The sequence below is a fragment of the Streptococcus sp. A11 genome (assembly GCF_043674225.1).
GTDB classification, from domain to species: Bacteria; Bacillota; Bacilli; order Lactobacillales; family Streptococcaceae; genus Streptococcus; species Streptococcus suis_V.
Window position 1 is genome coordinate 173,116 of the sequence record NZ_JBIMJS010000002.1, and the last position, 26,543, is coordinate 199,658.

Genomic DNA, 26,543 nt, shown 5'->3' on the forward strand with positions numbered 1-26,543 from the left:
CCTAATCTTTCTCTGAAAAAGACGCTAAAAAGCGCCTTTTAGTTCATTAATGCATTGATTGCAGGGAAAATTAAACCAGCAATCGTGGCAATCACCATAATAATAACAATCAATAATGTAAAGCGTTCAAATAAAGTTTTCTTGTGTTTTTCTTCTCCAAAAGCCATTGCTTTCTCCTTCTACAGTCATTATCCTTTATTTTACCATAAAATGGCAGAGCGTTCAATTTTCATTGTTCAACTTCTCCTTGACCTTCTCCGCTACCTTATAAGGCACACCTGCTTCGGCGATTTCTTGTATGTTTGCTGCTTGGATATTGCCAATGGATTTGAAATGTTTCATCAGAGCCTGCTTGCGCTTTGGTCCTAAGCCCTCAATACCATCCAATTTTGAAGAGAAAGAATTTTTCGAACGAACCTGACGGTGAAACTCAATGGCAAAGCGGTGTACCTCGTCCTGAATGCGTTGCAGGAGGAAAAATTCTTGCGAGTTACGAGGCAGTTCAACCACTTCAAGCGGATTTCCAAACAGCAATTCGTGGGTCTGGTGCTTGTCATTCTTCTGCAAACCTGCAATGGGAATGGACATGCCTAGCTCCTGCTCGATAACCTGCTTGGCGACATTGACCTGCCCCTGACCACCATCAATGATAATCAAATCGGGTGGCACCAAGCCTTCTCTGAGGACGCGACTATAACGGCGGCGCAAGACTTCCCGCATAGAGGCATAGTCATCCGGCCCCTCAACTGTCTTAATCTTGTACTTGCGGTACTCCTTCTTATTGGGCACCCCATTTTCAAAGACCACTATGGCCGACACAGGACTGGTTCCCATGATGTTGGAGTTATCAAAAGCCTCGATACGAACCGGCGTCGGAATCCCCAAAAGCTGACCGATATTCTCCACAGCACCGTAGGTCTTCTCCAGATTTTTCTCCAATAGATTAAACTTCTGCTCCAGACTAACACGCGCATTCTTGGTGGCCAGAGCTATGAGTTGCTTCTTCTCCCCACGCTGAGGCTTGATGACCTTGGTATCTACCAGAGCTTCTACGGCTTCTTGGTCAATATCCTGCGGTATCAAAACCTCAGACGGTATTAAATGTTGCTGGTCCCTGTAAAACTGACCGATATAGGTCAAAAAGTCTTCATCCGCATCATTATAGTAAGGAAAGAGATTGACATTCCGCTCAATCAGTTTTCCCTGCCGAACAAAGAAAACCTGTACACACATCCAGCCCTTGTCTACATAGTAGCCAAAGACATCACGGTTTTGCAGGTCATGGGCCATGACCCGTTGCTTGGTCCGCAAGGTGGCAATGGATTGGAGGAGATCACGGTATTCCGCAGCACGCTCGAATTCCAGATTGACAGCCGCCACCTTCATCTTTTCCTGCAAATCAGTGATAATCTTATCATCATGCCCTGTCAAGAACTGGGCTACTTCCTTGGCCATCCTATCATAGTCAGCAATACTTGGCATATTGTCGCCATGCGCCAAACATTGTCTCAAATGATAATAGAGACAGAACTGATTTTCAGGTAATTTACACTTGCGAAATGGATAGAGTCGATCCAACAACTTGAGGGTCTGATTGGCAGCTCCGACATCAGGATAGGGACCAAAATACTGACCGCCATCCTTTTTTATATGCCGTGTAATCATCAGCCGTGGATGACGTTCCTTGGTAATCTTGATAAATGGATAAGACTTGTCATCCTTTAGCATGATGTTATAGCGAGGCTTGTTTTCCTGAATCAGATTAATTTCCAGCAAGAGGGCCTCGATATTGGAATCGGTCACGATGAATTCAAAATCGGCAATTTCAGCTACTAAGGCCTCTGTCTTGGTATCATGGGCACCACGAAAATAAGACCGAACCCGATTGCGCAGGTTTTTGGCCTTGCCTACATAGATAATTTTTCCGTACTTATTTTTGTGGAGGTAACAACCCGGACTATCCGGCAGCAGCTCCAACTTGTGTTTAATGGTATCGTTCATAGGTCTAGTATAGCAGTTTTGATCAAAAATTTCATAAAGAAAAAATGTGATTTTTTTACATTTTCCCTCTAAAAACTCTTGTTTTTGTCCTAAGACAGTAGTATAATAAGTCTATATATTATTTGAACGATTAAGGAGGAACTTATGATTACATTCGACCACATTACCAAGGCTTATGGTGATAATCTTGCCTTGGATGACTTAAATTTGACCATTGAATCGGGTGAAATTTTTGGGCTGATTGGCCACAACGGTGCCGGAAAAACCACGACCATTAGCCTGCTGACCTCCATTATTGAGGCGACGGAAGGTCATATTTTGGTGGACAATCTAACTCTGGCTGAGCATCGGGATGAGATTAAAAAGCGGATTGCCTACGTTCCAGACTCGCCAGATATCTTCCTCAATCTGACAGCATTTGAATACTGGCACTTCCTCGGCAAGGTCTATGACGTGCCGAAGGAGGACGTAGACCAGCGCATCGGGACCCTGTCAACTATTTTCGACATGACCGCCCGCCAGCACGAGCCTATCGATAGTTTCTCCCACGGTATGCGGCAGAAAACCATTATTATCGGCGCTCTGATACCCAATCCAGATATTTGGATTTTGGATGAGCCCTTGACTGGACTGGATCCGCAAGCCTCCTTTGACCTCAAGCAGATGATGAAGGAACATGCCAGAGGTGGCAATACGGTTCTCTTTTCAACGCACGTTTTGTCCGTTGCTGAGCAACTGTGTAACCGCATTGGCATTCTGAGAAAGGGTCGTCTGATTTTCGTAGGTAGCCTGGAAGAATTAAAATCCCAGTATCCTGATAAGGACCTGGAAACTATCTACCTGGAATTGGCTGGCCGCCAGCAGGAAAAGGTAGGTGAGGAGGCATGAACAAGTCTGTCATCTGGGAATTGGTGAAAATCAATATCCTCAACTCCAATCCGCAATTGCTGGCCCAGGTCAAGAAAAAGCAAAGCAAGCGCAAGGATGCCTCCTTTTCAGCCTACAAGAGTATCCTCTGGCAACAGGGATTTATGGTAGTGGGCTTTGCCGTCCTCTACACTGTCTTTTTCCTTGGAATTGACTATAGTCGCTCGGTTGGCTTCTTCTCTATGCAGCTGGGAATCTTTACGGTCATGGCTATCCTTTATGGATTTACAGGTTTTTTCTCCGTCTTCTATGACAGCAAGGACACCAAACTCTATCTGGCCCTACCTGTCAAAGCCAGTGAAGTTTTTGTAGCCAAGGTTCTGTCGGCTCAAGGAATGGTTCTGCCCTTCCTCATGCCCAACCTGACTCTACTGGGTGTGACCTATTATCAAATCGGAGGACTGACCCTGCTGCCACTTGCCCTGCTTTCCTTTGCCATCCTCTGGCTCCTGGTCAATGTGGTCAACCTAATCATGGTACATTTTATTGGAACTATTCTGACAAAAAGTCCTCGTAAGACCTTGATTTCAACCATCTTGACAACTGGAGCGTCCCTGATTTCTGTTGGGGCCATGATGTACATCCAAAGCCAACAAGTACGGTCGTTTGATACAGATGGCTTTGTGGAATTTCCGACCATTCCGGTCTTTGTTGGTTTCCACTATCTAGTCAGCAAGACCTTGTCGCTGGATACGCTCCTACATTTTGCTCTTCCAATCTTGGTCATGCTAGGTCTGATTTACTATGCGACCAAGACAGTTATTCCTAATTATTTCAATCAAATGCTGGTCATTGATACCATTTCCAGCAAGAAGAGCAGGAAAAAATCTGGCAAACTTCCTAGCAATCTCAAGCAGGCCCTGGTTAAACACCACCTGGCTACGCTTAACGACAGCAATCTCCTGGTTCAATCCTTCCTGCAGCCAATTATCATGGGTGTGGCCCTCTTTCCAAGTTTCTCACAATTTATGGATGGTAATTCCTTTAGTCAAATCGGAGTAGATTATTTCGGTATTTTTCTGCTGGCTGGAGCTATTCTGGGCAGTATGTTTGCAGGGGCTACAACCTTTATTGGGGTGGCCATGTCGCTGGAAAAGGAAAATTATCACTTTATCAAGACACTACCTATCAACTTTAAGCAGTTTACCATTCAGAAATTCTGGGTTATCTCGGCAGTCCAATTTCTGCCACCAGCCTTGCTCTATTTGGTCCTGGCAATCGCATTGCTCAAGGTAAACCCAATTTTGGCCCTCGCCTTTACAATTGGTAACCTAGTAACAGCAATTTTAGTTGGACAGATTTTCTATTGGCGGGATCAGCGACTCCTCATGCTTAACTGGCAAAATTCTAATCAGCTCTTCGGTCGCGGCGCTGGCCAGTGGTTGATTGCAGGCTCAATTTTTGCAACCATGATTCTGGGAACCATTCTCTTTGTGATTGCAACAATCCTGACGAACACTATCGGTCCAATCTATGTTAGCTCGGGAATATTCACACTCGTTCTGGTCTTAGCTGCTAGCTTGCAGTATTACCTCTATAAGGTCTACTGGAAGAAATTATGATATAAAAGTAAAGGGAGTGGGAAAGAACTCGACCAGTTTAAAAAAAGTTCGTCAACAAGTCTTTATTTCTAGTTGTTGAGCTGAAACAGTCTATCCCCAGACTGTTTCACTCCCACCCCCGCACAGCTCAAACTGTCTGGTAGACAGTTTGAGGTTGGAGATAAAGCGAACTTTGTTCGCAACAGTCGTAATGGTCAGATTTGGAGTGTGAAACACAAGCAAATCTGCCAATCAACCACTGCGCTGAGATGTTGACACAAACTCTGAGAAGCGAGGCTGGACTTTCTGCCCAGCCTCTTTTTCCTTGTTTAATTGACCCTTGTAAAATCTGGTTTTTCCTTGCGTAAAAAGGCTCCTACTGCTTCAAACAGAGCCTGTTCCTTAGAAGACAAATGGGTCTGCATAGCTTCTAATTCGAGAGCAGCTTCCAAATCAGGATAGAAGAATCGATTGAGCCAATCTTTTTGAATTGAAAGGACTTTAAGAGGCGTATTCAATAGGAAGTTAGCAAAATCTAGTGCTTCTTTATCCAAATGCTCATCATCTACAGATTTAGTGATAATTCCTAAATCCATAGCTTCTTCTGCACGGATAATCTGATTCGTTGTAAAATATTGAAATAGTTTTGATGGTCCTATTTGTTTGCCCAAGAGATAAAATAGTCCATTATCTCCGGGTAAACCGATACCATTAAAGGCTGGAACTAACTTGGTTTTCTTTCCAATGATACGGTAGTCACAAGCCATCGCTAGCCCAAATCCTGCTCCAGCCGCTGAACCTTGTACGACAGCAATAACAGGCTTAGGATTATTACGGATTGCCATAACTAATCGACCAGGATTCAGAGTGTGATTCAAGTCAAACGGCTCCCGAGTTTCAAGTAGCTTATTAAATTTGTTTATGTCACCTCCACCAGAAAAAATTTTTCCATTTGCGCGTAAGATGATGATTTTCACTCTTTCATCGTCTGCCAAATTATGAAATGTTTGGATTGTCTCTTCAAACATTGTTTTATCAAATGAATTACCGAATCCCGGCCGATTCAGCGAGATTGTCGCAATAGAATCATGAATGTCTAATTCTATAGTTTTATACATATTTTACCTTTCTAACCTAATATTATATAAACAGGAGGCTGGCAGAACCAACCTCCGACTAGTTATTGATTTAGAAAAATGGTAGTTAGTGATGAAGAGGTAGACCAATAACTAGACTTTGTAAATGAAGGAGAAATAATCTTGGTATCCAATTGATAGGATTAGTTGAAGGCAGCTTCGCCTGTCAGTGAACGTCCGACAATCAAAGAGTTCATTTCATGCGTACCTTCATAAGTATAGATTGCTTCAGCATCTGCAAAGAAGCGGGCAATATCGTAATCAGCTACAATACCATTACCACCGCAAGCTGAACGACCAAGTGCAACGGCTTCGCGCAACATTTCAGCATTATTCAATTTACCGATAGAGGTTGCCACTTCATTGTAATCACCTTTTTCTTGCAGGCGAACAATCGATGCACAAAGTGCCATTGCTGTCGTAAGGTTGGATTTCATCTTAGCTAGCTTTTGTTGAGTCAATTGAAATTGAGACAACTTCTTGCCAAATTGCGCGCGACCATTGACATATTTCAAGGTAGCTTCTAGGGCACCCGCAATTGCACCCGTCGCCATGAAGGATACTCCAGCTCTAGTCGTATAAAGAATACGAGCGATATCTTTGAATGAATTGATTTTTTGTAGACGTTCACTCTCTTCCACCACAACATCTGTCAAAGTAATATCGCAGTTTGGTACAATGCGCAAGGCAATTTTATTTTGGATGACAGAAACTTCTACACCTGGTTGATCTCTGCGAACAATAAAGGCTCTTGGCTTACCAGTCTCAACATCACGCGCATAGACTGGAATGACATCTGCCACATTAGCACCACCAATCCAGCGTTTAGCGCCATTGATAATCCACTTGTCTCCCTCGCGACGAGCAGTTGTTTGCAATCCCCAAGCAACATCAGAACCATGGTCAGGCTCTGTGAGGGCAAAACAGGTTCTCAGTTCATGGTTGGCCAATTTCTTAATATATTTTTCTTTTTGGGCATCGTCTCCACCGTAAAGGAATGAGTAGAAACCAAGCCCTGAGTGAACACCGTTTAGCGTTGCAAGGGATGGGTCGAAACGGGCCATCGTATAGGCGAAGAAGAATTGGAAGATGAGACTTGGAGTATCTGCACCCTCGCGGCCTTCATACAATAGTGGACTATATTTGTATTCCAGGGTTCCCATATCTTCGAAAAATCCTTCTGGTACTGTACAATTCGACCAATGGGTATTCAAATCCTTACGGTATTTAGACTCCAAGAGTTCATAAAGGTTTTCCAAAATTGTCAGTTCACCTTCACTCAAATCTTCGGAGATGCGCAATACATCTTCTGGAAATAGTTTTTTTAACCGTTCTTCTTTAGTTGCCATAGTGATTACTCCTTTTATTCTGATTTAAATTCTGCTTTACGTTTTTCAAGAAAGGCATTGATACCTTCAACCTTATCATTGGTATCAAGTAGGACAGAGAAAGCTAAATTTTCAAATAACAAGCCTGAATGAATATCCACATCATTTGCGGAGTTGATGACACGTTTAGCCAGCATAACCGCAATTGGTCCCTTAGCCGTTACCCGTTTTGCTACTTTTTCAGCTACAGTCAATAATTCTGCAGGATCAGCTACTTGCATAATCAATCCACTTGCCACACCTTCTTCGGCTGAAAGAATTCGCCCTCCCAAAATAACCTGTTTTGCAATCGATTCATTGGTCAAGCGCACCAATTTTTGTGTACCACCAGCACCTGGTAAAAGTCCCAAGTTAGTTTCTGGCAAACCGAGCAAGGCAGTTGTAGAAGCAATGCGGATATCACAGAACATTGACAATTCTAAACCTCCACCAAAGGCATAGCCATTGATGGCTGCAATGAAGACTAGGCGTGAATTTTGCATTCCCAATAAGAAGTCGCGAGCAAAGGATGAAAGATTTTCCTTCCCTTTTTTAACCAAGAGATTTTTTACATCTGCACCTGCTGCAAAGGCCTTATCCCCTGCCCCTGTCAAGATGACAGCACGAATGTCTTCTTGATTATTGAGATAATCTACAGTTGCTTTTAGCTCTCTCCAAACTTCTGTAGACAAGGCATTCATAGCCTCTGGACGATTGATAGTCACAATAGCTGTATTGCCTTTTTCTTCCAATAGTAAATATTCTAATTGTGGTTTAGACATAGTTCTTACCCTCCTAAAGTGTTACATTTGAATCAATAAAGGCTTTGAATTCTTCGTCAGAATATCCCAAAGCTTTCAGTATTTCTTCTGAATCACGACCAATCCGACCAGTCGGTTGATAAGAATCAAAGGTATCATATTCTGAGAATGATACTGGAAGATTAGGCATAACAGCTGTATTTCCCGATTCAAAGGTAACTTCACGAAGATAATTATTAGCCCAGGCTTGTTCATCTTTAGAAACATCTGCATTGTGTTTCAATACTTCGTAAACAATATCTGCCTCATCAAATAAAGCAGTCCATTCAGCCATTGTCTTGGTTCTAAAGACTTGATAAAGTTTTTCCATCAATTCCTTCAGGGTATCCGGATGAGCTTGCAAGATAGCAATCGTCTCTGTATCTGGATGCTCTGCGTACTCATCTAATCCTAGCAAACGGTAGAAGTCAGGGGCCTGACGTTCATAATTACCGAGGGTAATGATAACCCACTGATCATCTGAAGATTGATAGATATGATTCGTAGGGGAACCTGGGGCCATTTTATGTTTTGGATACTCTGCGCCATACCGCTCTTGTGTGGCCACAACACCTGTAGCATTGTACCAAATACCTGTACCGTACAAGGAAGATGTTAAGAATGTTCCTTTGCCACTAACAGTTCTTCCATACAAAGCACCCATGATTCCCAAGGCGATAACAGATGCGACCGTTGAATCTCCAAAGCCGCCTAAAGGCTTAATAGGAAAGTCGCCTTTTGAGCCCCAGTCAACCATTGCACCCGTTCTTGCCCAGAAGGCTGCCATATCAAAACCTGGTCTGCTTGCTGCTGGCCCTTCATAACCATATCCTGTGAAATGAGCATAAATAATCTTTTCATTGACTGCTTTTACTGTTTCATAAGAAATGTTCATTTTCTCAAGAGATTTCAAACGAACATTCGTAATGAAAACATCTGCTTCTTTAATCAAATCAAATAGAATTTTCAGACCTTCCTTGGTTTTCAAATTCAAAGCCAAGAGTTTTTTGTTTGCGTTTTGAACGGTAAAAAGTGGGTTTTCATCATCAGCTTTTGGTGTTCGGAAACCTGGACCTGTGTGACGCCAATCATCTCCTTGCAAACCCTCAATTTTGATAACTTCTGCACCCCAGTCAGCCAGCCATCTGGTTGCCGTAGGAACGGCTATAAACGTTCCTAATTCAACGACTTTTATACCCTCTAAAGGTTTTTTCAAACTCATTATATGTACTCCTTTCAATACATTTTTTATCCTGTCGAATGTAGAAATATAGACAGACCTTTACAATCACATGCCAATCTTTTTTCAATTGTTATTTAACATCAGACAAATATTCCTAATTTGATAAGTATCATTGCGACGATAATAGAGATAACACCACCCAGAAGCCCTGTCCTAAGGTAGACTACAATCCCTTTGCGATATTCTAATTTTGCTAATTCCATGGCATTATTTACACCTGGCGAATGAGCCGAAATAGATGTAGATGCTGCTATGGTCATAAGACGATGGGAGGTTGCTGCCGTCAGACCAGCTTGCTCAGTAAACATAGTATTTACCTCTGCACCAAAAGAGTTGATAGCACCTGCTCCTGTTGCTGTAATAAAGGATACTAGCGAGATTAGAAGCACACCCTTGGTCATTGGAGAAAAGATATCCAAGCCAGCAGTTACCAAGGCAAATCCAGGAACAACTTTGATAACTGAACCTATAGCTGACGTTGCAGCGACACCAAAAATTGGTGCGTAGGCGGACGATAGAGCTCCTGTAATTGTCTTATCCAAGGCTTTATAGCGCTTGAAGAAAAGAATGACACAAAGGATACAGCCAGCTGTAATCGAATACAGTACATCAACTTTAAGGAAACCCGCCAAAGCAATCATGACAACAATTGGAAGAATTGACAACAATACAGAAGGTAAATCTTCATCCGCACTGCTATTTCCAAGTCCTGCATAGAAATTAGCACCCGTTTCATCAAATCCTTCACCACGCTTCTCCGCAACTTTTAAATCATAAACGATAAAGAAAGCTTGATAGGCATAGAAAACTAGTGCACAGATTAGGGAAAGTCCCATACCAGCTGTAATAGGCTGACCTGTAAATTGAGAGGGTGTAATATTGGTCAATTGGAGAGACCCACCGATAAAGAGGGCGCCAATAACAGCCGATCCACCATTGGTATAAAGCCTCCAAGGAATATTAAATTTCTTGAACAGTTCTGCCGATACGTCAATGACCGTATAGACAATGACTAAGCCTGAAACTCCAACATAGGATAGGATGGCATACATAACAGGTACAAATGCAACTGCCCAGAACTTTTGATTCTTCTTCAATTTAGAGATAGCTCTGTAGATGCCCATAGCGATAGACTTTGATGCTCCACCGTCATTGAGCAAACGACCAAAAATGGCACCAGCGGCAAAAATAAGAAAGAAGTTTTGAATAAAGGAAGCAAACCCTGGTGCCCAGGCAGTTTTGAGCAATTCCAACATAGGTAAGCCTGATGTCAGAATAATGATAAAAGCGGAGAGTAGTGCTGATAGTACTAGATTAAATCCTTTCACACATAAGAAAATGAAGAATCCAATCCCAAACAGCATTCCGATAAGACTGATTAGTTCCATAGCACACACACTTTCTAGAAACTAGGTCTCATCTTCGATTAGTTCAATCAGACCAGCAGCGCCCATTCCGCCACCGATACACATGGTAATCAATCCAAGTTTGCCTTTTGTTCGTTTCAATTCTGAAATTGTTTTTGAAATCAAGATAGCACCTGTTGCACCAAGTGGGTGACCAAGGGCGATTGCTCCACCATTTGGATTGACCTTAGCTGGATCAAAGCCCAGAGTATCGATGATTGGAAGGGCTTGAGCCGCGAAGGCTTCGTTCAATTCAATAACATCAATATCGTCTACTTTGACATCCAAGCGATTTAACAAACGTGGTACTGCCTCTATTGGCCCAATTCCCATGATATTTGGATCCACCCCTGCAACATTGAAACCAAGGAATTTGGCAACCGGTTTAATGTTTAATTCCTCTGCCCGCTTACGAGACATAAGAACTACAAATCCTGCACCGTCTGAAACTTGCGATGCCTGTCCAGCTGTTACAGTACCATTTTCTTTAAAGACAGGATTCAAAGCACCTAAAGCTTCCATGGTCGAACCATAACGAATACCTTGGTCATCTTTGAATTCAAACTCATTGCCCTCTAGGTCATTTCCAATCACTGGGATAATTTCGTCAACAAACTTACCAGCTTTTTGAGCAGCCTCTGCACGGTGGTGACTTTCAACAGCGAAAGCATCCATTTGTTCACGGGTCACACCATATTTTTCTGCTACATTTTCTGCTGTAATTCCCATTGGCGTATAAAGACCAGGTTCATTATCTGAAATCCATTGATCACGGGTAGCAGGATTTCCTGCCATTGGCAGTTTGGACATGGATTCCACACCACCAGCTACTACTACATCTGCCTCACCGGACCAAATCATATTTGCTGCTGTAGAAACCGATTGTAGACCTGATGAACAGAAACGGTTAATCGTTTGAGCAGATACACTGTACGGTAAACCAGCTCTCAGAGCAATGAGACGAGCGACGTTGTTCCCTTGTTCCGCTTCTGGTTTGGCTGTTCCGACAACAACGTCATAGATTTCTTCCTTTGGAAGATTCGGTACTTTTGCTAACACCCCTTCCAAAACCTTGCCGGCAAAATCAACCGGATGTTGTAGGCGCAAGAACCCCTTCTTTCCCGCTTTAGCAACAGCTGAGCGACCATAGGCAACAATCACTACTTCTTGTTGAGACATGAATATGTTCCTCCATTTTTAAAATATATTTTTTAAATTTTATTTAGTATATTTATAGAAACCTTCGCCTGTTTTACGGCCCCATTTTTTCTCATTGTACATTTTCTCCAACAACTCAATACCTGGACGACGCTCTCCAGTTTCATCTTGCTGACGTTTGGCAGCTAGATAGGCTAGGTCAATACCGGTCAAGTCCATCAGGCGGAATGGGCCCATCGGATAATTGAGACCTTTTTCGACAGCTGTATCAATATCTTGATATGATGCGATGCCTTCATCATAGAGTTCCATGGCTTTACGAGAAACAGCACGGAGTACTGAGTTCGCTAAGAATCCATCATTTTCTTTCATAACAAAGACAGGGTCCTTACCAGTATTGCGGGCAAAATCCATTAATCGTTCAACAGTTTCCATAGAAGTGTGTTCGCCTTTGACTACTTCAACCAATTTCATTACCAAAGCTGGATTAAAGTAATGGAAATTAGCCAACAATTCTGGTTCTCTAACAGCATCTTTGAACAAGGAAGACACCATGAAACTAGAGTTTGTAGCAAGAATAGTACCTGGTTTTACCAATTCAGTCACTTCTTTGAAGAAATCAAACTTAATCTGGCGATCCTCAATAATGGCTTCAATGACTAAATCTACATCTTCTACTGCTAATTTTATATCTGGTTCAAAGAATAAAACTTTATTGACATCATCGATATGCTCTTGGGTTAACTTCCCTTTGGCAATGCGTCCATTAAGATAATCGACTGTCCACTCTTTTGCTTTTTCTAAAGCTTCTTCATTCTTATCATTCAAAAAGACTGTATAGCCATAGAGGGCTGAATTCAGGGCAATTTGACGCCCCATTAAGCCTGAACCGATGACAGCAACACGTTTAATTTCACTCATTTTATTTTCCTCCTAAAGATTGGAAGGTATTTTCACACCCTTCAAGTTTCTCTGTATGTCTAAATAATTTGGTAAAAGTTACCATATACCCATTTGATAAAGCATTGCACCAACAAAGGCACAAATAATTGGAATCACAACTGATGTTACAAAGGTATTTAGATAAGATTCCTTGTGAGTCAAGCGCATAACAGCTAAGGAATTGATAACAACTCCGTTATGCGGTAAAGAATCTAGGCCACCAGCAGAGACAACTGCTAGGCGATGAATGACCGGAGCCGGAATTCCCTGATCAAGAAAGCGCTGACCAAAGACCTGCAAGCCAACTCCCAATCCACCTGCTGATGATCCGGTAATTGCGGAAGCAATGTTAACTGCGATGACCAACTGGACTACAGGCGGACCAGGAATCTTATCCAGACCGGAAATGATGTACTGAAAGGCCGGTAGAGCCGCCACCACTGTACCAAACCCAACCACTGAACAAGTAGCTCCTACTGCATTCAAAGTGTTTGTGGTCGCTTTTTGAATAGTAGCAAAAATTCCTTTCAAGTGCTTGTAGAACAGCAGGTAAGTCACTGTAATAGTAATGAGTAGACTAATAGGTGGCGAGAATTTCAAGATATTCATAAAAAGGAACAAGACAATCGAAGGCAAGAAACAAAGCCATAATGGAATATTAGGAATATCTGTCTCAGTTTTGATATCTGACTCTGCAATCCTATAACCAGTCTTATAAAATCCTTCTCCCCTTTTTTGAGCCTGCCTCAAACGAAATTCGATATAGCCGACACCCATTATCAAAGCCAAGACGGCAAGAATTAAGCCAAGTATAGGGGCGGCCATGGTCGTAGTCCCCAGATACTCCGTAGGCATAATATTTTGAATCGAGGGTGTTCCAGGTATCATCGACATAGTAATAACTCCAGCAGCTAATCCATTACAAGTGTACATGTGCCAAGGGATATCTAGCTCTTGAAATATTTCCTTAGAAATAGCCACCATTGTAAAGACCAAGACATAGACCGAGATGCCACCATATGATAAGGTCGATGAAATGAAAATCAGGGTCAAAATTGCAACTAGTTGCTCCTTACCTGGAAATTTCCGAGCAAATCCTGCAAAAGTATAAGCAATCACTTTTGCTGCTCCAGAATCTCCCATCATCTGACCGAATACTGCTGAGAAGAAGAAAATGAGCCAGTTTCGCTGAGCAAAATTTGCAAATCCAGTCATATAATTTTCCTGTATCAGCTCGTTAATATTTCCGCCAGATAAAAGAATCATCGGCAACATACTGATAATACTTAGAAAAAGTATTGGAAAGCCCTTATAAGCAAGGTAAATAAGCAGACTTAACGATAGGAGAACCCCTATCAGACTAATAAGTCCAGGATCCATTGATTTCCTCCATGTTCTAAAAAATAAGTTTATACGTTTCTATAATTGTTAGTTGTGAATTCTTAAATTTTTGGAAGCGCTTCATTTACTTTATAGACAAATTATAATACGATATAGTAACTTTGTGAAATGCCAAAACAGAATGCTTTCCATAACAAAATCATTATGGTAAAATGTTAATATAATTTAAAACAATTACAAAAATGGAGGTGTATAAATGTCGAGTATTTCTAAAAAAAGCATCATTGAAGCCATCATTTCCTTAGGAAGTATCACTGCTGCTGCCGAATCACTCTATGTAACACAGCCCTATATTTCTAGAATATTAAAAGAAATTGAAGAGGAGTTAGGAGCTAAACTATTTGAACGCCGCTATCGCGAAATGAAATTAACTCAGGCTGGTGAAATTTATTTAGCCTTCTTAGAAAAAGTGGACGTACTCCACAGCGTTATGTTGGATCAATTATCCTCTATTGCCAAAGAAAAAAAGGGACTGTTGCGTATCGGCATCAACCCCATGTTATCTCCTATTTTTCTACCAGCTATTTATCCTATCGTTACAAATACAATGGACAAGGTAGAATTTAAATTCGTTGAAAATACTTCAAAAGTCCTTCTAAATATGCTAAATGAAGGCGATTTAGACCTCCTATTTGGTATCGGAAATGAGGACAGCAACTTTGAAACAATCCACGTTTTTGACTCCAACATGTGTCTCATCGCTTCCGAATCATCCTCTCTCTTCCAACCAACTAGACAGCGCGAGCTACTAAAAAATTCATTGGATATGAAACAACTTCATAACTTGCCTGTCATATTATTGAATGAACATTATGTTTTTAGAAAAATTATTGATACTGCGTATTTTCAAGAAAATATATCAATCAATTGTATCCATGAAACCTCAAATACGTACACAGCAATTGGCATGGTCAAAAAAGGAATTGGGAATATATTTCTACCAAAGGTTGTAACTATACCTAGTAACTTTAACAAATGCAGCATTTATGAAATTGCTGAGCCATCCTTCACTATTGAATTTGTCTTTTATCGAAACCCAACTATCCAATCACCGTCCTATCTTGATGAGTTTATTGAGCAAGCTGGCAGGACTCTACATGAACATTATACTCAACCAGTTATGGTTAATCGCTAGTTATTGATAATATATAAACCAAAAAAATTCGGAACATTTGCTCCGAACTTTTTGTGTGTTTAGTTTTCTTCTGCGTAGTATTCCGCCCCATAGCCTTCAACTTCTGCGTTGAATTGCCACGTGATGCCGAATTTGTCCGTAACATTTCCGTAGGCTGGTGACCATGGCACTGCCTGCAACTCCATGTTGATGGCTTTAGCATCTATTGACAATTTGTCGTAGAAATCCTTAGCTGTTTCAGCATCATCAGTGATAAGGGCAACGGTGATGTTGTCGCCTACTGAGTAAGGCATTTCTGGATTGTTATCAGAAAGCATGAAACGTTGACCGTTTGGCAAGCGGAATTGTGCATTCATCACATGATTTTCCAATTCAGCTGGACAATCTGGCAAGAAATCCTTGAACAAATTTACTTGCTCAACTGTTGCACCGAGGGCATTTTTGTAAAATTCGATGGCTTCCAATCCGTTACCATTGGTTACCAAATATACTTCCATTGCTTTAAACATTATGTTCCTCCAATTATCGTCATATGGTTTATCTTTTATTACTTCGTTAACTCGTCTTGCCTAACTTCAGTTATGCCTGCGACTATTGACGCAGAATACATCTGCTGTATCATTATACCCTTCAACAGTCTCCCAGACTGTTGATGCAAGTACTAAAAGTAAACTAAACGACTTTATAAGATAAACCATCATATCACATCTGATTTGTATGGTCAAATACTTTTTTCTATTATTGATAACCGCCGCCAGCAACGCCGAAATACTCTTCCAGGGTCAGGCCAGAATTGTAAATGTCAGTCGCTTCTTGGCCAATATAACGCAGGTGCCAGGCTTCAGCCATGTAGCCTGTGATGGCTTCTTTTCCAGGCTGATACCGAACGATAAAGCCATAGTTGTGGGCGTTTTTAGCTACCCAGTTGGCTGCGGTCGGCTCTTCTAAGAGATTGCCAGCGCTGTCCATTAGGTCAAATGCTAAGCCTGTCTGATGCTCACTATAGCCTGGACGGGCTGAATAGGTATCGGCAGCAACCTGACCATCACGATTGACATAGGACTGATAGAGCCCAGCCTGGGTCTCGTAAGAACGGAAACCACTATAGGAATGCGATACAGCGAACCCTTGTGCCTGCATGTCTGCAATCAGGCTCTGGAAGGCTACCAAAGCTTGCGGGTCCTCACCTGGAGCGTAGGAAGCTGCCAGAGGATGCTTTTTATTGGCAATGACAACTGGTCCGTATTTCCCTTGGACACTGTAATAAGAGCCGTTGTAGTTTGCATCTGTAGCAATGGTCTCCTCGGCCTGTTCAGACGACGAACTAGCATCGCTACTGTTTTCTGACCCTTCAGCAGTTTCGCTGGCTTCTGATGACACTTCAGTCGTGGTTTGCGCTGTCTTGCTTGAATGACTGGTGTCATTTGATTTACTTGATTCTACCTTGCTTTCTGATTGGCCGCATGCTGTTAAGAGCAGAGCGGAGAGCAAGAGAAAACTCAAGCTTTTTTTATTCATCATTATTTGCCTCACGTTTCACTTACTCCATAAATCAAGAACGAATCACCATTTTGTCTCAGATTAAAGACTTGTTTTTTCGTCAAGGTACTCGATTTACCATTGAGATAAACTTCTCTAAATTGATTATGAACGGTCACGACGTAATTGTCTCCATCTTTCTTGACATCCGTCACAGTATAATCAATCGTCGTTTGGTAATCAATATTGGCTCTGGCAACACCGCCACCCTCAATATAGTTTACATATATACGATATACCTCACTTGAGGTATCGAAATATCTGTCAAACTGAACGGTACGGTGGGTAATAGAAGACCGCATTGACTCGATATAGTCATTCATGAAGGTCTGGATTTTTTCCTTGGTTTCCTGCTCCTCTTTGGCCTGAGCTTCCTTGCTTTCCTTAGCTTTTTGAGCGTCCGTTAACTTCTTGCTTTCCTCAGAAGACATGGTCAAATCCGCATAGATTTCACCAACTGCTGGATCGACCAGAACCTTGGTAGATTCCGTTGTAAATGTTGCGCCCTCAAAATTAAAGCTAACCTTCAAATCAAGATGTTGATTGTCTAGAACTTCAATGCTGTCTGACAGTGATTTGGCAATTTCCTTATCACCAGAGAAGACCTTTATGTCCTTGATAGAGCCGTTATCGACCGGCAGGTGTAGGTTGAGCGTTTTCTGAACAGGTGATAGAGTCATGACAATCCTGTTTTCTTCAGCTTGGCTGAGATTCGGCTGCAAGCTGGTTTCAAAGTCTCCAGATTTGGTTTTGCCCTTAGCCTTGAATTCTTTATTGGCAAAATGATGTTCACCCAAAGACGTTTCTTTGTTGGCTTCAATCTTTTGATCATCAATAGATAATTCAGACAGGTCACTATTGACAAGAATTTCAACCGGATAACTGGTCACTTGGTATACTGGAAAAAGACCCAATTTACGTCCTTTTTCACGTAATCCGAGCAACTTATTTCCACGTTGGTCGTTAAAAGTATTTTTTCCGCCAGATACTTCAATGGCATCTAGCTCACTCTTGATATCGACGCCTTCAGAGTTCAAATATTGGATAAAATCCTTAGCCTCTGACTTGGACCACTTGTCATCATTAGAAGATAGGAGGGTCGCAATCTGGTCGTAATCATTGCTGTCAACTGCTGTTTGGAATTCATCAACAGCGATGTCCATTCCAGTCACAGAATCCATATAGTAGTAGCCCGCGCCGAGTGCAAGTAGGGCCACAGCACCCAAGCCAAAGAGAATCTTCTTTTTCTTGCTCTGTGGCTTGGTTTGATAAGTGGTAAAGACAGGTTGTTCCACAAGGACCTGCTCCACCTCTTGAACAGGCTGGGCTGGCTCTACAGGTACTACTTCCGCTACTGGCTGTACAGGCTGGGCTGTTTGAACTGCTTCTGCTACAGTCTCTGCACCATTCTCAGCCACATTTTCTGCAGCTACTTGTTGGTCGCTGTCCAATCCTGCTATGGCCTTGATTTGCTTTAAGTCAAAGTCAACTTCCTTGGCCTTAACAAATTCAGCAGGGGTTGGCTTTCTACCAACAACCTTTTCAAATAAATCAATCCATTTTTCTTTCGTTGCCATATTTCAACTCCTATTTGATTAAAAGAGGCTTGACCAGAACATTTGTCCTACGATAGAGGCTGCAATAATTCCTGATACAAAGATAATCAGACCATTTACCAAAATAGCAATAAAGTAGCGATACAAGGAGTCCATCTGTGATGAATTAGTAAAGTTAGCAAGGGCATAGACGCTGGCTGAACCCACGGCAAAGAGGGCTAAAGAGGTCGCAACACCAACCAGAGAGAAAATTCCCAAAACAGCTGACAAGGCCGCAATTGCATAAAGTAATACGTTTACCGCAAACAAACGACCATAATATTCAAGAGTGTAGGCAAATGTATACTGCTGTTCTTTGTAGATAAAGCGTTTCACCACAAATCCTGCTAGGACAATTGAAAAAATAATCAGAGCAATTCCGATAAAGGTCTTAAACAAGATATCCAGTCCAACACTTACTGCAGGTGCGGAAGAACCATAAGCATCGTAGCCATTAGCACCCTCAAACAGACTACCGAGTTCTGAAGTCAGACTATTTGTAAAGCTATTGACACTGTTTGCCGCCTTAACCATTGGGAAATAAATCGTCAGGGCTGCGAAAAAGGCGATGAGCAAGAGAGAGGTCAAACCGTTGTATTTGTGGGTATGGCTGGCAATTGAAGTTGGTTTTTTCCAAGCAGACACAATCCACTCTCTAAACTGCTTGAAGAAGAGACCGAATGCTGATGGTGCAGCTGGCGCTTGTTGTAAGGCCTGCGGATTTACCTGCTGTACCGTTGGCTGTGGCTGTGCTTGTTGCGCTTGAGCATTGGTTTGCTGAGCGAAGGCTTGAGCTGGTTCCTGAACTGGTTGCTGGGCAGGAATGTCTTCTGGAGCTGAAACAGGCTCTACAGTGGACTCTTCATCAACTTTTTCTTCTTGAACAACTTCTTCTGTAGGTACATTTTGAAGACCATCCTCTTCAAATTCGCCAGCGGCAAGAGCAGCTTCAATCTCATGAGCTTCTGGCGAACGACCATTGATAGCTTCAAAATATTCAATCCAATCAATCTTTTTCATATTATTTCTCCTTTTGTTTTGATAGATTGTGCAGAATACACTACTCTAGTATAGCATATTTATTGCATTTTTAAAACTATTTATACAAGATTGTTACAAGAATTTTAAGATTTGAAAAAATGAAAAAAGCAAGCAATGGTCTCGCTGCTTATAAGATATCTATTAATTGCTGGTAGTTGCTGATGGTGTAGGTTGGTTTGAGATGGCTTGTATTTTCTAGGCCAGCTGGATTGTACCAGACTGTATCCATGCCAGCGTTGATACCGCCTTGGATGTCTGCCGTCAGGCTGTCACCAATCATGAGCGCTCTGAACAGGTCAAAACCGGTAATCTGCTCTGCTATTTTTTCATAAAAATCAAGCTCCGGCTTCTGGGTCCCCATCTGCTCAGAGATAAATACTTGCTTGAAATAGCTGCCAATGGGTGAGTGTTTGAGACGATTTTCCTGGATGTAGGTGATGCCGTTGGTCGCGCCATAAATCTGGTAGCCACGCTCCGTCAAGGTCTCAAGCAAATCATCCGCTCCCTCAAAAATCTGTCCTTGACGACCGATAAATTCTTGGTAACGAAGTGCCAACTCAGCTCCGTCTTCCTGCCGTCCGAAATGGGCAAAGGCCCGCGAAAATCGAGTATTGACCAGCTCCTTCTTGGTAATCAAACCCTTTTCCAAGTCCTTCCACATGCCCTGATTGAGCGGACGATAGACATCTTTAAAGGCCTGAATGTCCTCCACTTCCATAAATTCCAGAAACTGAGTGAGGGCAATCTCCTCACCAGTCGCAAAATCCAACAAAGTATGGTCAAGGTCGAAAAGTAGAAATTTGTAGGTCACGATGTTTTTCCTTTCAGAGGCGAATTATTTTATCAAAGGTTAATGAAACTATTATACAAAACTCTTTAAAAGCTGACAAACCATAACTAGCATGGTTACATCGTTTGAAACGACCGGTTCTTGATATATGGTATTTATTGTGATTTCATTTTTATCTGGCGCCAAATATTTTGATGAAAAATCTTTAGCTATCTTTTGTGCAATTTATCTCTCTTCCTTCAATGTTTATTTCCCCTCAGTCATACCACATCCTGCTAACATTAAAATTGCTATTGTGGCTAAAATGCTGATAAGTAATCGGCTTCTTTTCATTTGATTTAACCTCTGTCCTTTTCAACTCATTTGTATTTATATTTTACCATACTGTTGCGGGATTTGGTTTCAGGAACAAGAATTTGGTTGATTCATCTACAAAATGCAAACAATCCCTCAAAATCAAAGACTTCATGGGCTTTTCATTCTATATTTGCACCAATCAACTTCTCCCCTTTTCCAAAAATAGGTCGGTCACGCGCATTCTCCTTGGATTGGTCTACAGACCGTGCTCGCACAAAAAACAGCCAACTTTCGTCAGCTGTTGAGTTTCTTAAAAATTCACATTGTCTGGATCAGATTGGACGCTGACGCCTTCAACACTATCCAAGGTCGCCACATCATCTGCCGACAATTCAAAGTCAAAGATGTTCAAATTGCTTTCAATATTGGCTGGTGTGACAGATTTTGGTAGAGGTAAGAATCCTTTTTGCAGGCTCCAACGTAATGCCACTTGGGCAACAGATTTGCCAGTCTTTTCAGCAATTTCTTGCACTACTTTATTCTTGAAGATGCTGCCTGTTCCCAGTGGACTGTAGGCTTCAAGAAGAATGTCGTGCTCACGGCAGAAGGCTGCTAATTTTTCCTGCGGGCAACCCGGTGCCAAGAGAACTTGGTTGACCTGTGGCTTGATTTCAGCTGTTTCAAACAAGGCTTCCAGGTGATGGATCATAAAATTGGATACACCGATAGCGCGGACCTTGCCTGCCTTGTAGGCTTCCTCCATGGCCTTCCAGGCACCAGCATTTCCAGCCTTCCAGGAATCATTCTCACGGAGCGCCTTTGGATTTGGCCAGTGAATCAAGAGCAAGTCAAGATAGTCAACGCCCAATTTTTCCAGCGATTCCTCAATCGATGCCTTAGCAAGCTCATAATCGTGCTTGTCGTTCCATACCTTTGTCGTCAGGAAAATATCCTCACGCGCCAGGTCACTATCTGCGATGGCACGACCAACACTGCGCTCATTTCCATAAATCTGCGCCGTATCGACATGCGTGTAGCCAACCTTGAGGGCGTGCGTCACACTCTTGTAGGCATCATCGCCTTCTTTAATCTGCCAAGTACCAAAACCGATCTTTGGAATCTTGACACCATTTGAAAGTGTATAATTTTCCATGTTTCCTCCTTTTTGAAACACTAGGACTCTGCGTCCTTTCTTCGTATATCGTAGTAGGCATCTGTCCGTTCATTTGCCGAAATTACCTGAGATTCTAGCTGGGCTAACTGCTGAGGGTTCTCGATTTTCTTGACCAGATAGGCATGGGGCTCCTGCAAGGCCGCAATCTGAGCCTCCAGCTGGCCTGCGTCCTCTTGAGCAAGTCCGACGATAGGGCAAGATTGTGGAACTCCGCCAAAATCTTCTGGATATCCTCCAAGGGCATTCCCACACGGCGATAGTGAACAATGGCCTTGATCCGGTCAATGCTCCGCTCATCAAACTGACGGATACCCCGCTCATTTCTAGGAATCTCCACCATTCCTCTTTCTCATAAAAACGGATGGTCGGCGCTGAAATCCCCAGCAACTCCGAAATTTCTTTAATCGTGGACATCTCTACCTCCATCACTATTGTATCAACTTAAACCTACTTTAAGTCAAGTATGAGGTTTATTTTTTTGAAAAATAGCCTGTGAACTCAACTGTATCATTCCCAGCAAGCCCCTACTTGACCAGACCACGTTGGTAAGAGGCATTGTAGACTTGAAAATCATGGTCGTGCAGGACCTCGGCCGCCTCTGCCAACCAATTGACATTACGAATGAGACCACGACCGACTTGGATCAAATCAGCCTGGCCATTTTGCAAGATATATTCGCCCAACTCTGGACTATTAAGCAAACCAACAGCTGTAACTGGAATACTGACAGCTTCTTTGATTTTGGCAGAAAAACCAGCCTGATAACCACCATAGATTGGAATATTTGGTCGCGTATCCATGACACCGCCAGTTGAGATATCCAGGCAAGCCACGCCCAGTTCTTCCAACCATTTGGCAATTTGTTGGTAATCTTGGAGTGTATTTTGCTGGCCAGTCTCATCGTAGGCGGTCACTGACAAGCGCACCCAAACTGGACCAGTAAAGACAGCTTTCACACCTTCGATAATTTCTTTCAAGAAACGGAATCGATTTTCTAGACTACCACCGTAGGCATCCGTCCGTTGATTGGTCAAGGGTTCCAGAAATTGATTGACTAAATAGCCATGCGCCCCGTGAATTTCAATCATGTCGTAGCCAGCCTGAGCTGCACGCGCCGCAGCCGCCACAAAAGCAGACTGAACACGCTCAATATCTTCAAGGGTCATTTCCTGCGGTACCTTGTAATCTTGGTTAAAGGCAAGAGCAGTCGGAGCAAGGGGCAGTTCCGCATCCTTGGCCTTACGGCCACCATGACTGAGCTGGATACCGACCTTACTTCCGAAAGCCTTCAATTCCGAAACTAATTTGGCTAGAGCCTGTGCCTGTTCATCTGTCCAAATGCCCAAGTCATGCTTAGATAACCGACCATCTGGTTCTACAGCCGTCGCTTCTTGGATAATCAGGCCAACTCCGCCGATAGCACGCGCGCCATAGTGGGCATGATGGAAGGCCGTTGGCAACCCATCTTCAGCCTTGACTTCGTACATACACATAGGTGGCATGACCACACGATTTTTGAGCGACAAACCAGCAATCTCAACCGGTGACAATAATAATGACATAACTACCTCCTCTTACCTGAACTCAACAAATACTATTATAGCACTAATTAGAATAAAAATCAGAATATGAACACGACAGAAAAATCCTCTGACTATTGTCAGAGGACTCACTAAGCTTTCCAGCGTTTGGTTTTCTTGAGCATCATAGGATAGCTGGCCTTCATCAACCATTTGACAAAGGCATTTCCTTGACCATTTGAAATAGCAGTTTTGCCCTTAGCTAACATTTCTTCAAAACTGATGTCTGGCTCTACAAAACGACCGTTGACATAACAATAAGAGCAATAGATAGACGATTTCGTCCCATCTTTCTCACTTCCACGAACATCTAGGCCATGCAAATTCAAAGGCATAGCACAAGACACTGACAAAATTTTTCCATAGTATTTCCTTTCGGTGAATTCTTTCTTACACTCTCTCTTTCAACCGCTCTACAAAAAGATAGGCTGCTGGGCAAATGAGCGTGTTTTTCAAGGTCAGATGGTTAATCTGATAGAAACGCTTTCGGTCGGTATGGGGAAAGGCTGCGCAGGCCTTGGGACGGGCGTCATAGACGTCACAGAGATTGTCAGGGCCCAGAAATGGACAGGGCATGGACTGGAAGACCTTGTCGCCATCCTCATCCACCCGCAGATAGGTGGACTCAAAGGTCGACAATTTCATCCGAAAGAGCTTGGCCATGCGGGTAATATCCGCCTCCGTCAAGTCTGGTCCTAAATCCTTGCAACAATTGGCACATTTGGTGCAGTCAATTTCTTGGAAGACCTCGTCGTGCAATTCCTTGACAATTTTATCTAAATTTTTCGGTGGCTTTTTCTTCAAGCTAGCCAAAAATTTGCGGTGCTCTCCCTGTTTTTGCAGGGCCAGCTGCCGGTACTTCTCAATATCTAAGCTCATAAACTTCCTTTTCTCAATGGTCTAAAGTGCTCTGCTATTTTCCAAAGCCTTTGTAGAAAAAATCCTACGGGAAACCTCAGCGACGGGCAGGCCAATGATGGTATGAATGTCACCTGAAATCCCGGCCACAAAGCGTGGGTCCAGCTCCTGAATACCGTAGGCACCAGCCTTGTCCAGGGGCTGCTTGTCATGGATGTAGGTCTGGATAGGCTCCTCAAGCGCTGGGTAATAGTCGACAAAGTCAATCTCTGCCACAGTGTAAAAGGCATCCAATGAATCCGCAGTGCGCAGGCAGACCGAGGTCACAACCTGATGGATCTTGCCGAAATAAGAGCGCAACATGGCCTCAGCCTCCGCCAAATCAAGCGGTTTATTAAAAATTCGGTCGTCCGCCACCACAATGGTGTCCGCTGAAATGTAGAGCTTACCCGGCTCCAGAGGCAGGTCAGACTTGGCCTTGGAAATTTCACAACAGGTCTTGGCGGCCCGGGTCAGAAAATCATCCGCAGCGAATTCAGCCATAAACTGTTCTTCAATCCTGCGTTCATCAACTTCTACCGACTGGATTTCTGGCGCTAAAAATTGCAAAAGCTCTTTTCTGCGGGGCGAGTTGCTGAGCAGGACATAGGAGTCAATTTGTCCTGCTTGGCCTTGACTTTGGTAATCGAAAATTGTTTTCATTGTTCACCCTATAGGAAAGGGGCTAGGCATCTGCCCAGCCCTTCCTGACTTATTTTTTATCATCTTCATCCATTGAGAGGACGCTGAGAAAGGCTTCCTGCGGTACTTCGACGGAACCGATGGCCTTCATCCGTTTTTTACCGGCCTTTTGTTTTTCCAGAAGTTTACGTTTACGGGAAACGTCACCGCCATAACACTTGGCCAAAACGTTTTTCCGAAGGGCCTTAATGTCGCTACGGGCCACGATTTTTTGACCGATAGCGGCTTGGATTGGCACCTCAAATTGTTGACGTGGAATGATTTTCTTGAGCTTGTCCACGATGATTTTCCCACGTTCATAGGCAAATTCCTTGTGGACGATAAAGCTGAGGGCATCGACCTTGTCGCCATTGAGGAGAATATCCATTTTCACCAGTTTAGATGAGCGGTATTCAGAAATCTCGTAGTCAAAGCTCGCGTAGCCGCGGGTTGAGGACTTAAGCTTGTCAAAGAAATCAAAGACAATTTCAGCCAGAGGGATTTGGTAAATGACATTGACACGATTGTCATCAATATAATCCATGGTCACGAAGTCGCCACGCTTGCGCTGGGCCAATTCCATCACCGCACCGACATATTCCTGCGGTACCATGATTTGGGCCTTGACGTAAGGCTCTTCGATAGTGGCAATCTTGGTCGGATCTGGAAACTCAGATGGGTTGGCCACATCGATCGACTCACCGTCTGTCATGTTGACATGGTAAACCACCGACGGCGCTGTCATGATCAGATCAATGTTAAACTCACGCTCAATCCGTTCTTGGATAACATCCATGTGCAAGAGGCCTAAGAATCCACAACGGAAACCAAAGCCGAGGGCCTGCGATGTTTCAGGTTCAAACTGCAAGCTGGCATCGTTAAGCTGAAGTTTTTCTAAAGCTTCACGTAAGTCATTATACTTATTGGAATCAATCGGATAGATACCGGCAAAGACCATTGGGTTCATCTGCTTGTAGCCCGCTAGTGGCTCGCTGGCAGGATTTTCAGCCAAGGTCACCGTATCACCGACACGGGTATCTGCAACCGTCTTGATAGAAGCTGCGATATAACCAACGTCACCAGTCGCCAAATAATCACGACCGATTGCTTTGGGTGTGAAAATCCCCACTTCCGTCACATCAAATGTCTTGCCATTGGACATCATTTGAATGGTGTCGCCGGGCTTGACCACACCATTGACAATGCGGACCTGCAAAATAACACCGCGATATGGGTCGTAAACAGAGTCGAAAATCAATGCTTGAAGAGGCGCCTCGACATCACCAGTTGGTGCAGGCACTTTTTCAACGATTTGCTCAAGGATTTCCTCGATGCCAATACCCGCTTTTGCGGACGTCAAGACAGCCTCTGAGGCGTCCAGTCCGATTACATCTTCGATTTCATGACGGACACGTTCTGGGTCAGCCGCTGGCAAGTCAATCTTGTTGATAATGGGCAGGATTTCCAAATCATTGTCCAGGGCCAGATAAACGTTGGCCAAGGTCTGAGCCTCAATACCTTGAGCAGCATCGACCACCAAAATCGCACCTTCGCAGGCTGCCAAAGACCGAGAAACTTCATAGGTAAAGTCAACGTGCCCCGGTGTGTCAATCAGGTGGAAGGTATAGGTCTCACCATCCTTGGCCTTGTAGTTGAGCTGGACAGCATTGAGCTTGATGGTAATGCCACGCTCACGCTCCAAATCCATGCTGTCTAGGAGCTGGGCCTGCATTTCACGGCTAGAAACTGTCTCTGTTTTTTCCAAAATACGGTCAGCCAGCGTTGATTTCCCATGGTCAATATGGGCAATGATAGAGAAGTTACGAATCTTCTCCTGTCGTTTTTTCAAATCTTCTAAATTCATCATTCATCCTTTAAGGGTAATACTCTTC

Annotated in this window: 25 protein-coding genes and 1 pseudogene; 3 read left to right on the plus strand and 23 right to left on the minus strand. The window is 43.1% G+C overall.

The features are described from left to right. Window positions 1–38 precede the first annotated feature (38 nt). Both ACHBIF_RS02240 and uvrC read right to left on the minus strand, forming a co-directional pair. Window positions 39–167, minus strand: a complete 129-nt coding sequence (locus ACHBIF_RS02240) for a DUF4044 domain-containing protein (protein WP_105122511.1) — start codon at window positions 165–167, stop codon at window positions 39–41. 55 nt (window positions 168–222) lie between these two features. After that, window positions 223–2,001 (minus strand): excinuclease ABC subunit UvrC, encoded by a 1,779-nt coding sequence (uvrC, locus tag ACHBIF_RS02245; protein ID WP_394718375.1) that lies wholly within the window; start codon window positions 1,999–2,001, stop codon window positions 223–225. A gap of 144 nt (window positions 2,002–2,145) precedes the next feature. Here uvrC and ACHBIF_RS02250 point away from each other — a divergent pair, with 144 nt between their 5' ends. Together ACHBIF_RS02250 and ACHBIF_RS02255 are read left to right on the plus strand one after the other, a co-directional pair. Continuing rightward, a complete protein-coding gene (locus ACHBIF_RS02250; RefSeq protein WP_394718377.1) occupies window positions 2,146–2,889 on the plus strand; it encodes an ABC transporter ATP-binding protein in 744 nt (247 codons plus the stop codon). Further along, a complete protein-coding gene (locus ACHBIF_RS02255) occupies window positions 2,886–4,490 on the plus strand; it encodes a permease (RefSeq protein ID WP_394718379.1) in 1,605 nt (534 codons plus the stop codon). Before ACHBIF_RS02250 ends, ACHBIF_RS02255 begins: the two co-directional genes overlap by 4 nt. Window positions 4,491–4,798: 308 nt before the next feature. Here the strand turns inward: ACHBIF_RS02255 and ACHBIF_RS02260 are convergent, their stop codons facing one another. From ACHBIF_RS02260 to ACHBIF_RS02295, 8 genes are all read right to left on the minus strand, one after another. Further along, window positions 4,799–5,587: an enoyl-CoA hydratase/isomerase family protein gene (locus ACHBIF_RS02260; protein ID WP_105110832.1), complete on the minus strand. Its 789-nt coding sequence runs from the start codon at window positions 5,585–5,587 to the stop codon at window positions 4,799–4,801. Window positions 5,588–5,748: 161 nt separating this feature from the next. After that, on the minus strand, window positions 5,749–6,954 hold the full coding sequence (locus ACHBIF_RS02265; protein WP_105161304.1) for an acyl-CoA dehydrogenase family protein: 1,206 nt from the start codon (window positions 6,952–6,954) through the stop codon (window positions 5,749–5,751). Between the two features lie 14 nt (window positions 6,955–6,968). After that, window positions 6,969–7,754 (minus strand): enoyl-CoA hydratase/isomerase family protein, encoded by a 786-nt coding sequence (locus tag ACHBIF_RS02270; protein WP_105161303.1) that lies wholly within the window; start codon window positions 7,752–7,754, stop codon window positions 6,969–6,971. A gap of 13 nt (window positions 7,755–7,767) precedes the next feature. Then, window positions 7,768–8,994, minus strand: a complete 1,227-nt coding sequence (locus ACHBIF_RS02275; RefSeq protein ID WP_394718382.1) for a CaiB/BaiF CoA transferase family protein — start codon at window positions 8,992–8,994, stop codon at window positions 7,768–7,770. Between the two features lie 101 nt (window positions 8,995–9,095). After that, the gene (locus ACHBIF_RS02280; RefSeq protein WP_125266490.1) at window positions 9,096–10,403 is read right to left on the minus strand and encodes a GntP family permease; all 1,308 of its coding nucleotides are present in this window, start codon (window positions 10,401–10,403) and stop codon (window positions 9,096–9,098) included. Between the two features lie 21 nt (window positions 10,404–10,424). Next, window positions 10,425–11,600, minus strand: coding sequence for a thiolase family protein (locus tag ACHBIF_RS02285; RefSeq protein ID WP_105122725.1), 1,176 nt, complete (start codon window positions 11,598–11,600; stop codon window positions 10,425–10,427). Window positions 11,601–11,639: 39 nt separating this feature from the next. Next, a complete protein-coding gene (locus tag ACHBIF_RS02290) occupies window positions 11,640–12,500 on the minus strand; it encodes a 3-hydroxyacyl-CoA dehydrogenase family protein (protein ID WP_202850082.1) in 861 nt (286 codons plus the stop codon). A 78-nt stretch (window positions 12,501–12,578) separates the two neighbouring features. Then, the gene (locus ACHBIF_RS02295) at window positions 12,579–13,736 is read right to left on the minus strand and encodes a GntP family permease (protein ID WP_105122723.1); all 1,158 of its coding nucleotides are present in this window, start codon (window positions 13,734–13,736) and stop codon (window positions 12,579–12,581) included. A 382-nt stretch (window positions 13,737–14,118) separates the two neighbouring features. Here ACHBIF_RS02295 and ACHBIF_RS02300 point away from each other — a divergent pair, with 382 nt between their 5' ends. Beyond that, window positions 14,119–15,057 carry a LysR family transcriptional regulator gene (locus tag ACHBIF_RS02300; protein ID WP_394718385.1) on the plus strand — a complete coding sequence of 313 codons (939 nt, stop codon included), beginning with the start codon at window positions 14,119–14,121 and terminating at the stop codon, window positions 15,055–15,057. Window positions 15,058–15,116: 59 nt separating this feature from the next. Here the strand turns inward: ACHBIF_RS02300 and ACHBIF_RS02305 are convergent, their stop codons facing one another. The 13 genes and pseudogenes from ACHBIF_RS02305 to lepA form a co-directional block, all read right to left on the minus strand. Next, window positions 15,117–15,566 (minus strand): VOC family protein, encoded by a 450-nt coding sequence (locus tag ACHBIF_RS02305; protein WP_394718387.1) that lies wholly within the window; start codon window positions 15,564–15,566, stop codon window positions 15,117–15,119. Between the two features lie 229 nt (window positions 15,567–15,795). Next, window positions 15,796–16,578, minus strand: a complete 783-nt coding sequence (gene ldcB, locus ACHBIF_RS02310) for an LD-carboxypeptidase LdcB/DacB (protein WP_394718389.1) — start codon at window positions 16,576–16,578, stop codon at window positions 15,796–15,798. A gap of 8 nt (window positions 16,579–16,586) precedes the next feature. Continuing rightward, window positions 16,587–18,173, minus strand: coding sequence for a TcaA second domain-containing protein (locus ACHBIF_RS02315; RefSeq protein WP_394718391.1), 1,587 nt, complete (start codon window positions 18,171–18,173; stop codon window positions 16,587–16,589). A gap of 18 nt (window positions 18,174–18,191) precedes the next feature. Then, window positions 18,192–19,211 (minus strand): DUF6574 domain-containing protein, encoded by a 1,020-nt coding sequence (locus tag ACHBIF_RS02320; protein ID WP_394718393.1) that lies wholly within the window; start codon window positions 19,209–19,211, stop codon window positions 18,192–18,194. Between the two features lie 148 nt (window positions 19,212–19,359). Beyond that, entirely contained in the window at window positions 19,360–20,043 is a 684-nt protein-coding gene (locus tag ACHBIF_RS02325; RefSeq protein ID WP_170242485.1) for a YjjG family noncanonical pyrimidine nucleotidase, read from the minus strand. Between the two features lie 586 nt (window positions 20,044–20,629). Next, a complete protein-coding gene (locus ACHBIF_RS02330; RefSeq protein WP_394718395.1) occupies window positions 20,630–21,472 on the minus strand; it encodes an aldo/keto reductase in 843 nt (280 codons plus the stop codon). Window positions 21,473–21,575: 103 nt separating this feature from the next. Continuing rightward, complete coding sequence (locus ACHBIF_RS02335; protein ID WP_394718397.1) at window positions 21,576–21,833, minus strand: MerR family transcriptional regulator; 258 nt, start codon at window positions 21,831–21,833, stop codon at window positions 21,576–21,578. A gap of 32 nt (window positions 21,834–21,865) precedes the next feature. After that, window positions 21,866–21,919: pseudogene (locus tag ACHBIF_RS02340) on the minus strand (hypothetical protein); the annotation flags it as partial. A gap of 98 nt (window positions 21,920–22,017) precedes the next feature. Continuing rightward, the gene (locus ACHBIF_RS02345) at window positions 22,018–23,055 is read right to left on the minus strand and encodes an NADH:flavin oxidoreductase/NADH oxidase (RefSeq protein WP_394718399.1); all 1,038 of its coding nucleotides are present in this window, start codon (window positions 23,053–23,055) and stop codon (window positions 22,018–22,020) included. 110 nt (window positions 23,056–23,165) lie between these two features. Then, entirely contained in the window at window positions 23,166–23,420 is a 255-nt protein-coding gene (locus tag ACHBIF_RS02350; protein ID WP_306455674.1) for a zinc ribbon domain-containing protein, read from the minus strand. Window positions 23,421–23,463: 43 nt separating this feature from the next. Continuing rightward, a complete protein-coding gene (locus ACHBIF_RS02355) occupies window positions 23,464–23,952 on the minus strand; it encodes a YkgJ family cysteine cluster protein (RefSeq protein WP_105110808.1) in 489 nt (162 codons plus the stop codon). Between the two features lie 21 nt (window positions 23,953–23,973). Continuing rightward, a complete protein-coding gene (locus ACHBIF_RS02360) occupies window positions 23,974–24,633 on the minus strand; it encodes a nucleoside triphosphate pyrophosphatase (RefSeq protein WP_105110807.1) in 660 nt (219 codons plus the stop codon). A 49-nt stretch (window positions 24,634–24,682) separates the two neighbouring features. Continuing rightward, entirely contained in the window at window positions 24,683–26,515 is a 1,833-nt protein-coding gene (gene lepA, locus ACHBIF_RS02365) for a translation elongation factor 4 (protein WP_172060144.1), read from the minus strand. Window positions 26,516–26,543: the final 28 nt, after the last annotated feature.

What these genes read in the sequence shown, in the direction of transcription:
- ACHBIF_RS02305 (WP_394718387.1), bottom strand. Translation starts at nt 15,566, where the DNA reads ATGTTTAAAGCAATGGAAGTATATTTGGTAACCAATGGTAACGGATTG.
- ACHBIF_RS02335 (WP_394718397.1), bottom strand. Translation starts at nt 21,833, where the DNA reads ATGGTGGAGATTCCTAGAAATGAGCGGGGTATCCGTCAGTTTGATGAG.
- lepA (WP_172060144.1), bottom strand. Translation starts at nt 26,515, where the DNA reads ATGAATTTAGAAGATTTGAAAAAACGACAGGAGAAGATTCGTAACTTC.
- ACHBIF_RS02270 (WP_105161303.1), bottom strand. Translation starts at nt 7,754, where the DNA reads ATGTCTAAACCACAATTAGAATATTTACTATTGGAAGAAAAAGGCAAT.
- ACHBIF_RS02290 (WP_202850082.1), bottom strand. Translation starts at nt 12,500, where the DNA reads ATGAGTGAAATTAAACGTGTTGCTGTCATCGGTTCAGGCTTAATGGGG.
- ACHBIF_RS02320 (WP_394718393.1), bottom strand. Translation starts at nt 19,211, where the DNA reads ATGAAAAAGATTGATTGGATTGAATATTTTGAAGCTATCAATGGTCGT.
- ACHBIF_RS02300 (WP_394718385.1), top strand. Translation starts at nt 14,119, where the DNA reads ATGTCGAGTATTTCTAAAAAAAGCATCATTGAAGCCATCATTTCCTTA.
- ACHBIF_RS02315 (WP_394718391.1), bottom strand. Translation starts at nt 18,173, where the DNA reads ATGGCAACGAAAGAAAAATGGATTGATTTATTTGAAAAGGTTGTTGGT.
- ACHBIF_RS02275 (WP_394718382.1), bottom strand. Translation starts at nt 8,994, where the DNA reads ATGAGTTTGAAAAAACCTTTAGAGGGTATAAAAGTCGTTGAATTAGGA.
- ACHBIF_RS02355 (WP_105110808.1), bottom strand. Translation starts at nt 23,952, where the DNA reads ATGAGCTTAGATATTGAGAAGTACCGGCAGCTGGCCCTGCAAAAACAG.
- ACHBIF_RS02345 (WP_394718399.1), bottom strand. Translation starts at nt 23,055, where the DNA reads ATGTCATTATTATTGTCACCGGTTGAGATTGCTGGTTTGTCGCTCAAA.
- ACHBIF_RS02265 (WP_105161304.1), bottom strand. Translation starts at nt 6,954, where the DNA reads ATGGCAACTAAAGAAGAACGGTTAAAAAAACTATTTCCAGAAGATGTA.
- ldcB (WP_394718389.1), bottom strand. Translation starts at nt 16,578, where the DNA reads ATGATGAATAAAAAAAGCTTGAGTTTTCTCTTGCTCTCCGCTCTGCTC.
- ACHBIF_RS02260 (WP_105110832.1), bottom strand. Translation starts at nt 5,587, where the DNA reads ATGTATAAAACTATAGAATTAGACATTCATGATTCTATTGCGACAATC.
- ACHBIF_RS02295 (WP_105122723.1), bottom strand. Translation starts at nt 13,736, where the DNA reads ATGACTGGATTTGCAAATTTTGCTCAGCGAAACTGGCTCATTTTCTTC.
- ACHBIF_RS02360 (WP_105110807.1), bottom strand. Translation starts at nt 24,633, where the DNA reads ATGAAAACAATTTTCGATTACCAAAGTCAAGGCCAAGCAGGACAAATT.
- uvrC (WP_394718375.1), bottom strand. Translation starts at nt 2,001, where the DNA reads ATGAACGATACCATTAAACACAAGTTGGAGCTGCTGCCGGATAGTCCG.
- ACHBIF_RS02280 (WP_125266490.1), bottom strand. Translation starts at nt 10,403, where the DNA reads ATGGAACTAATCAGTCTTATCGGAATGCTGTTTGGGATTGGATTCTTC.
- ACHBIF_RS02250 (WP_394718377.1), top strand. Translation starts at nt 2,146, where the DNA reads ATGATTACATTCGACCACATTACCAAGGCTTATGGTGATAATCTTGCC.
- ACHBIF_RS02330 (WP_394718395.1), bottom strand. Translation starts at nt 21,472, where the DNA reads ATGGAAAATTATACACTTTCAAATGGTGTCAAGATTCCAAAGATCGGT.
- ACHBIF_RS02255 (WP_394718379.1), top strand. Translation starts at nt 2,886, where the DNA reads ATGAACAAGTCTGTCATCTGGGAATTGGTGAAAATCAATATCCTCAAC.
- ACHBIF_RS02285 (WP_105122725.1), bottom strand. Translation starts at nt 11,600, where the DNA reads ATGTCTCAACAAGAAGTAGTGATTGTTGCCTATGGTCGCTCAGCTGTT.
- ACHBIF_RS02240 (WP_105122511.1), bottom strand. Translation starts at nt 167, where the DNA reads ATGGCTTTTGGAGAAGAAAAACACAAGAAAACTTTATTTGAACGCTTT.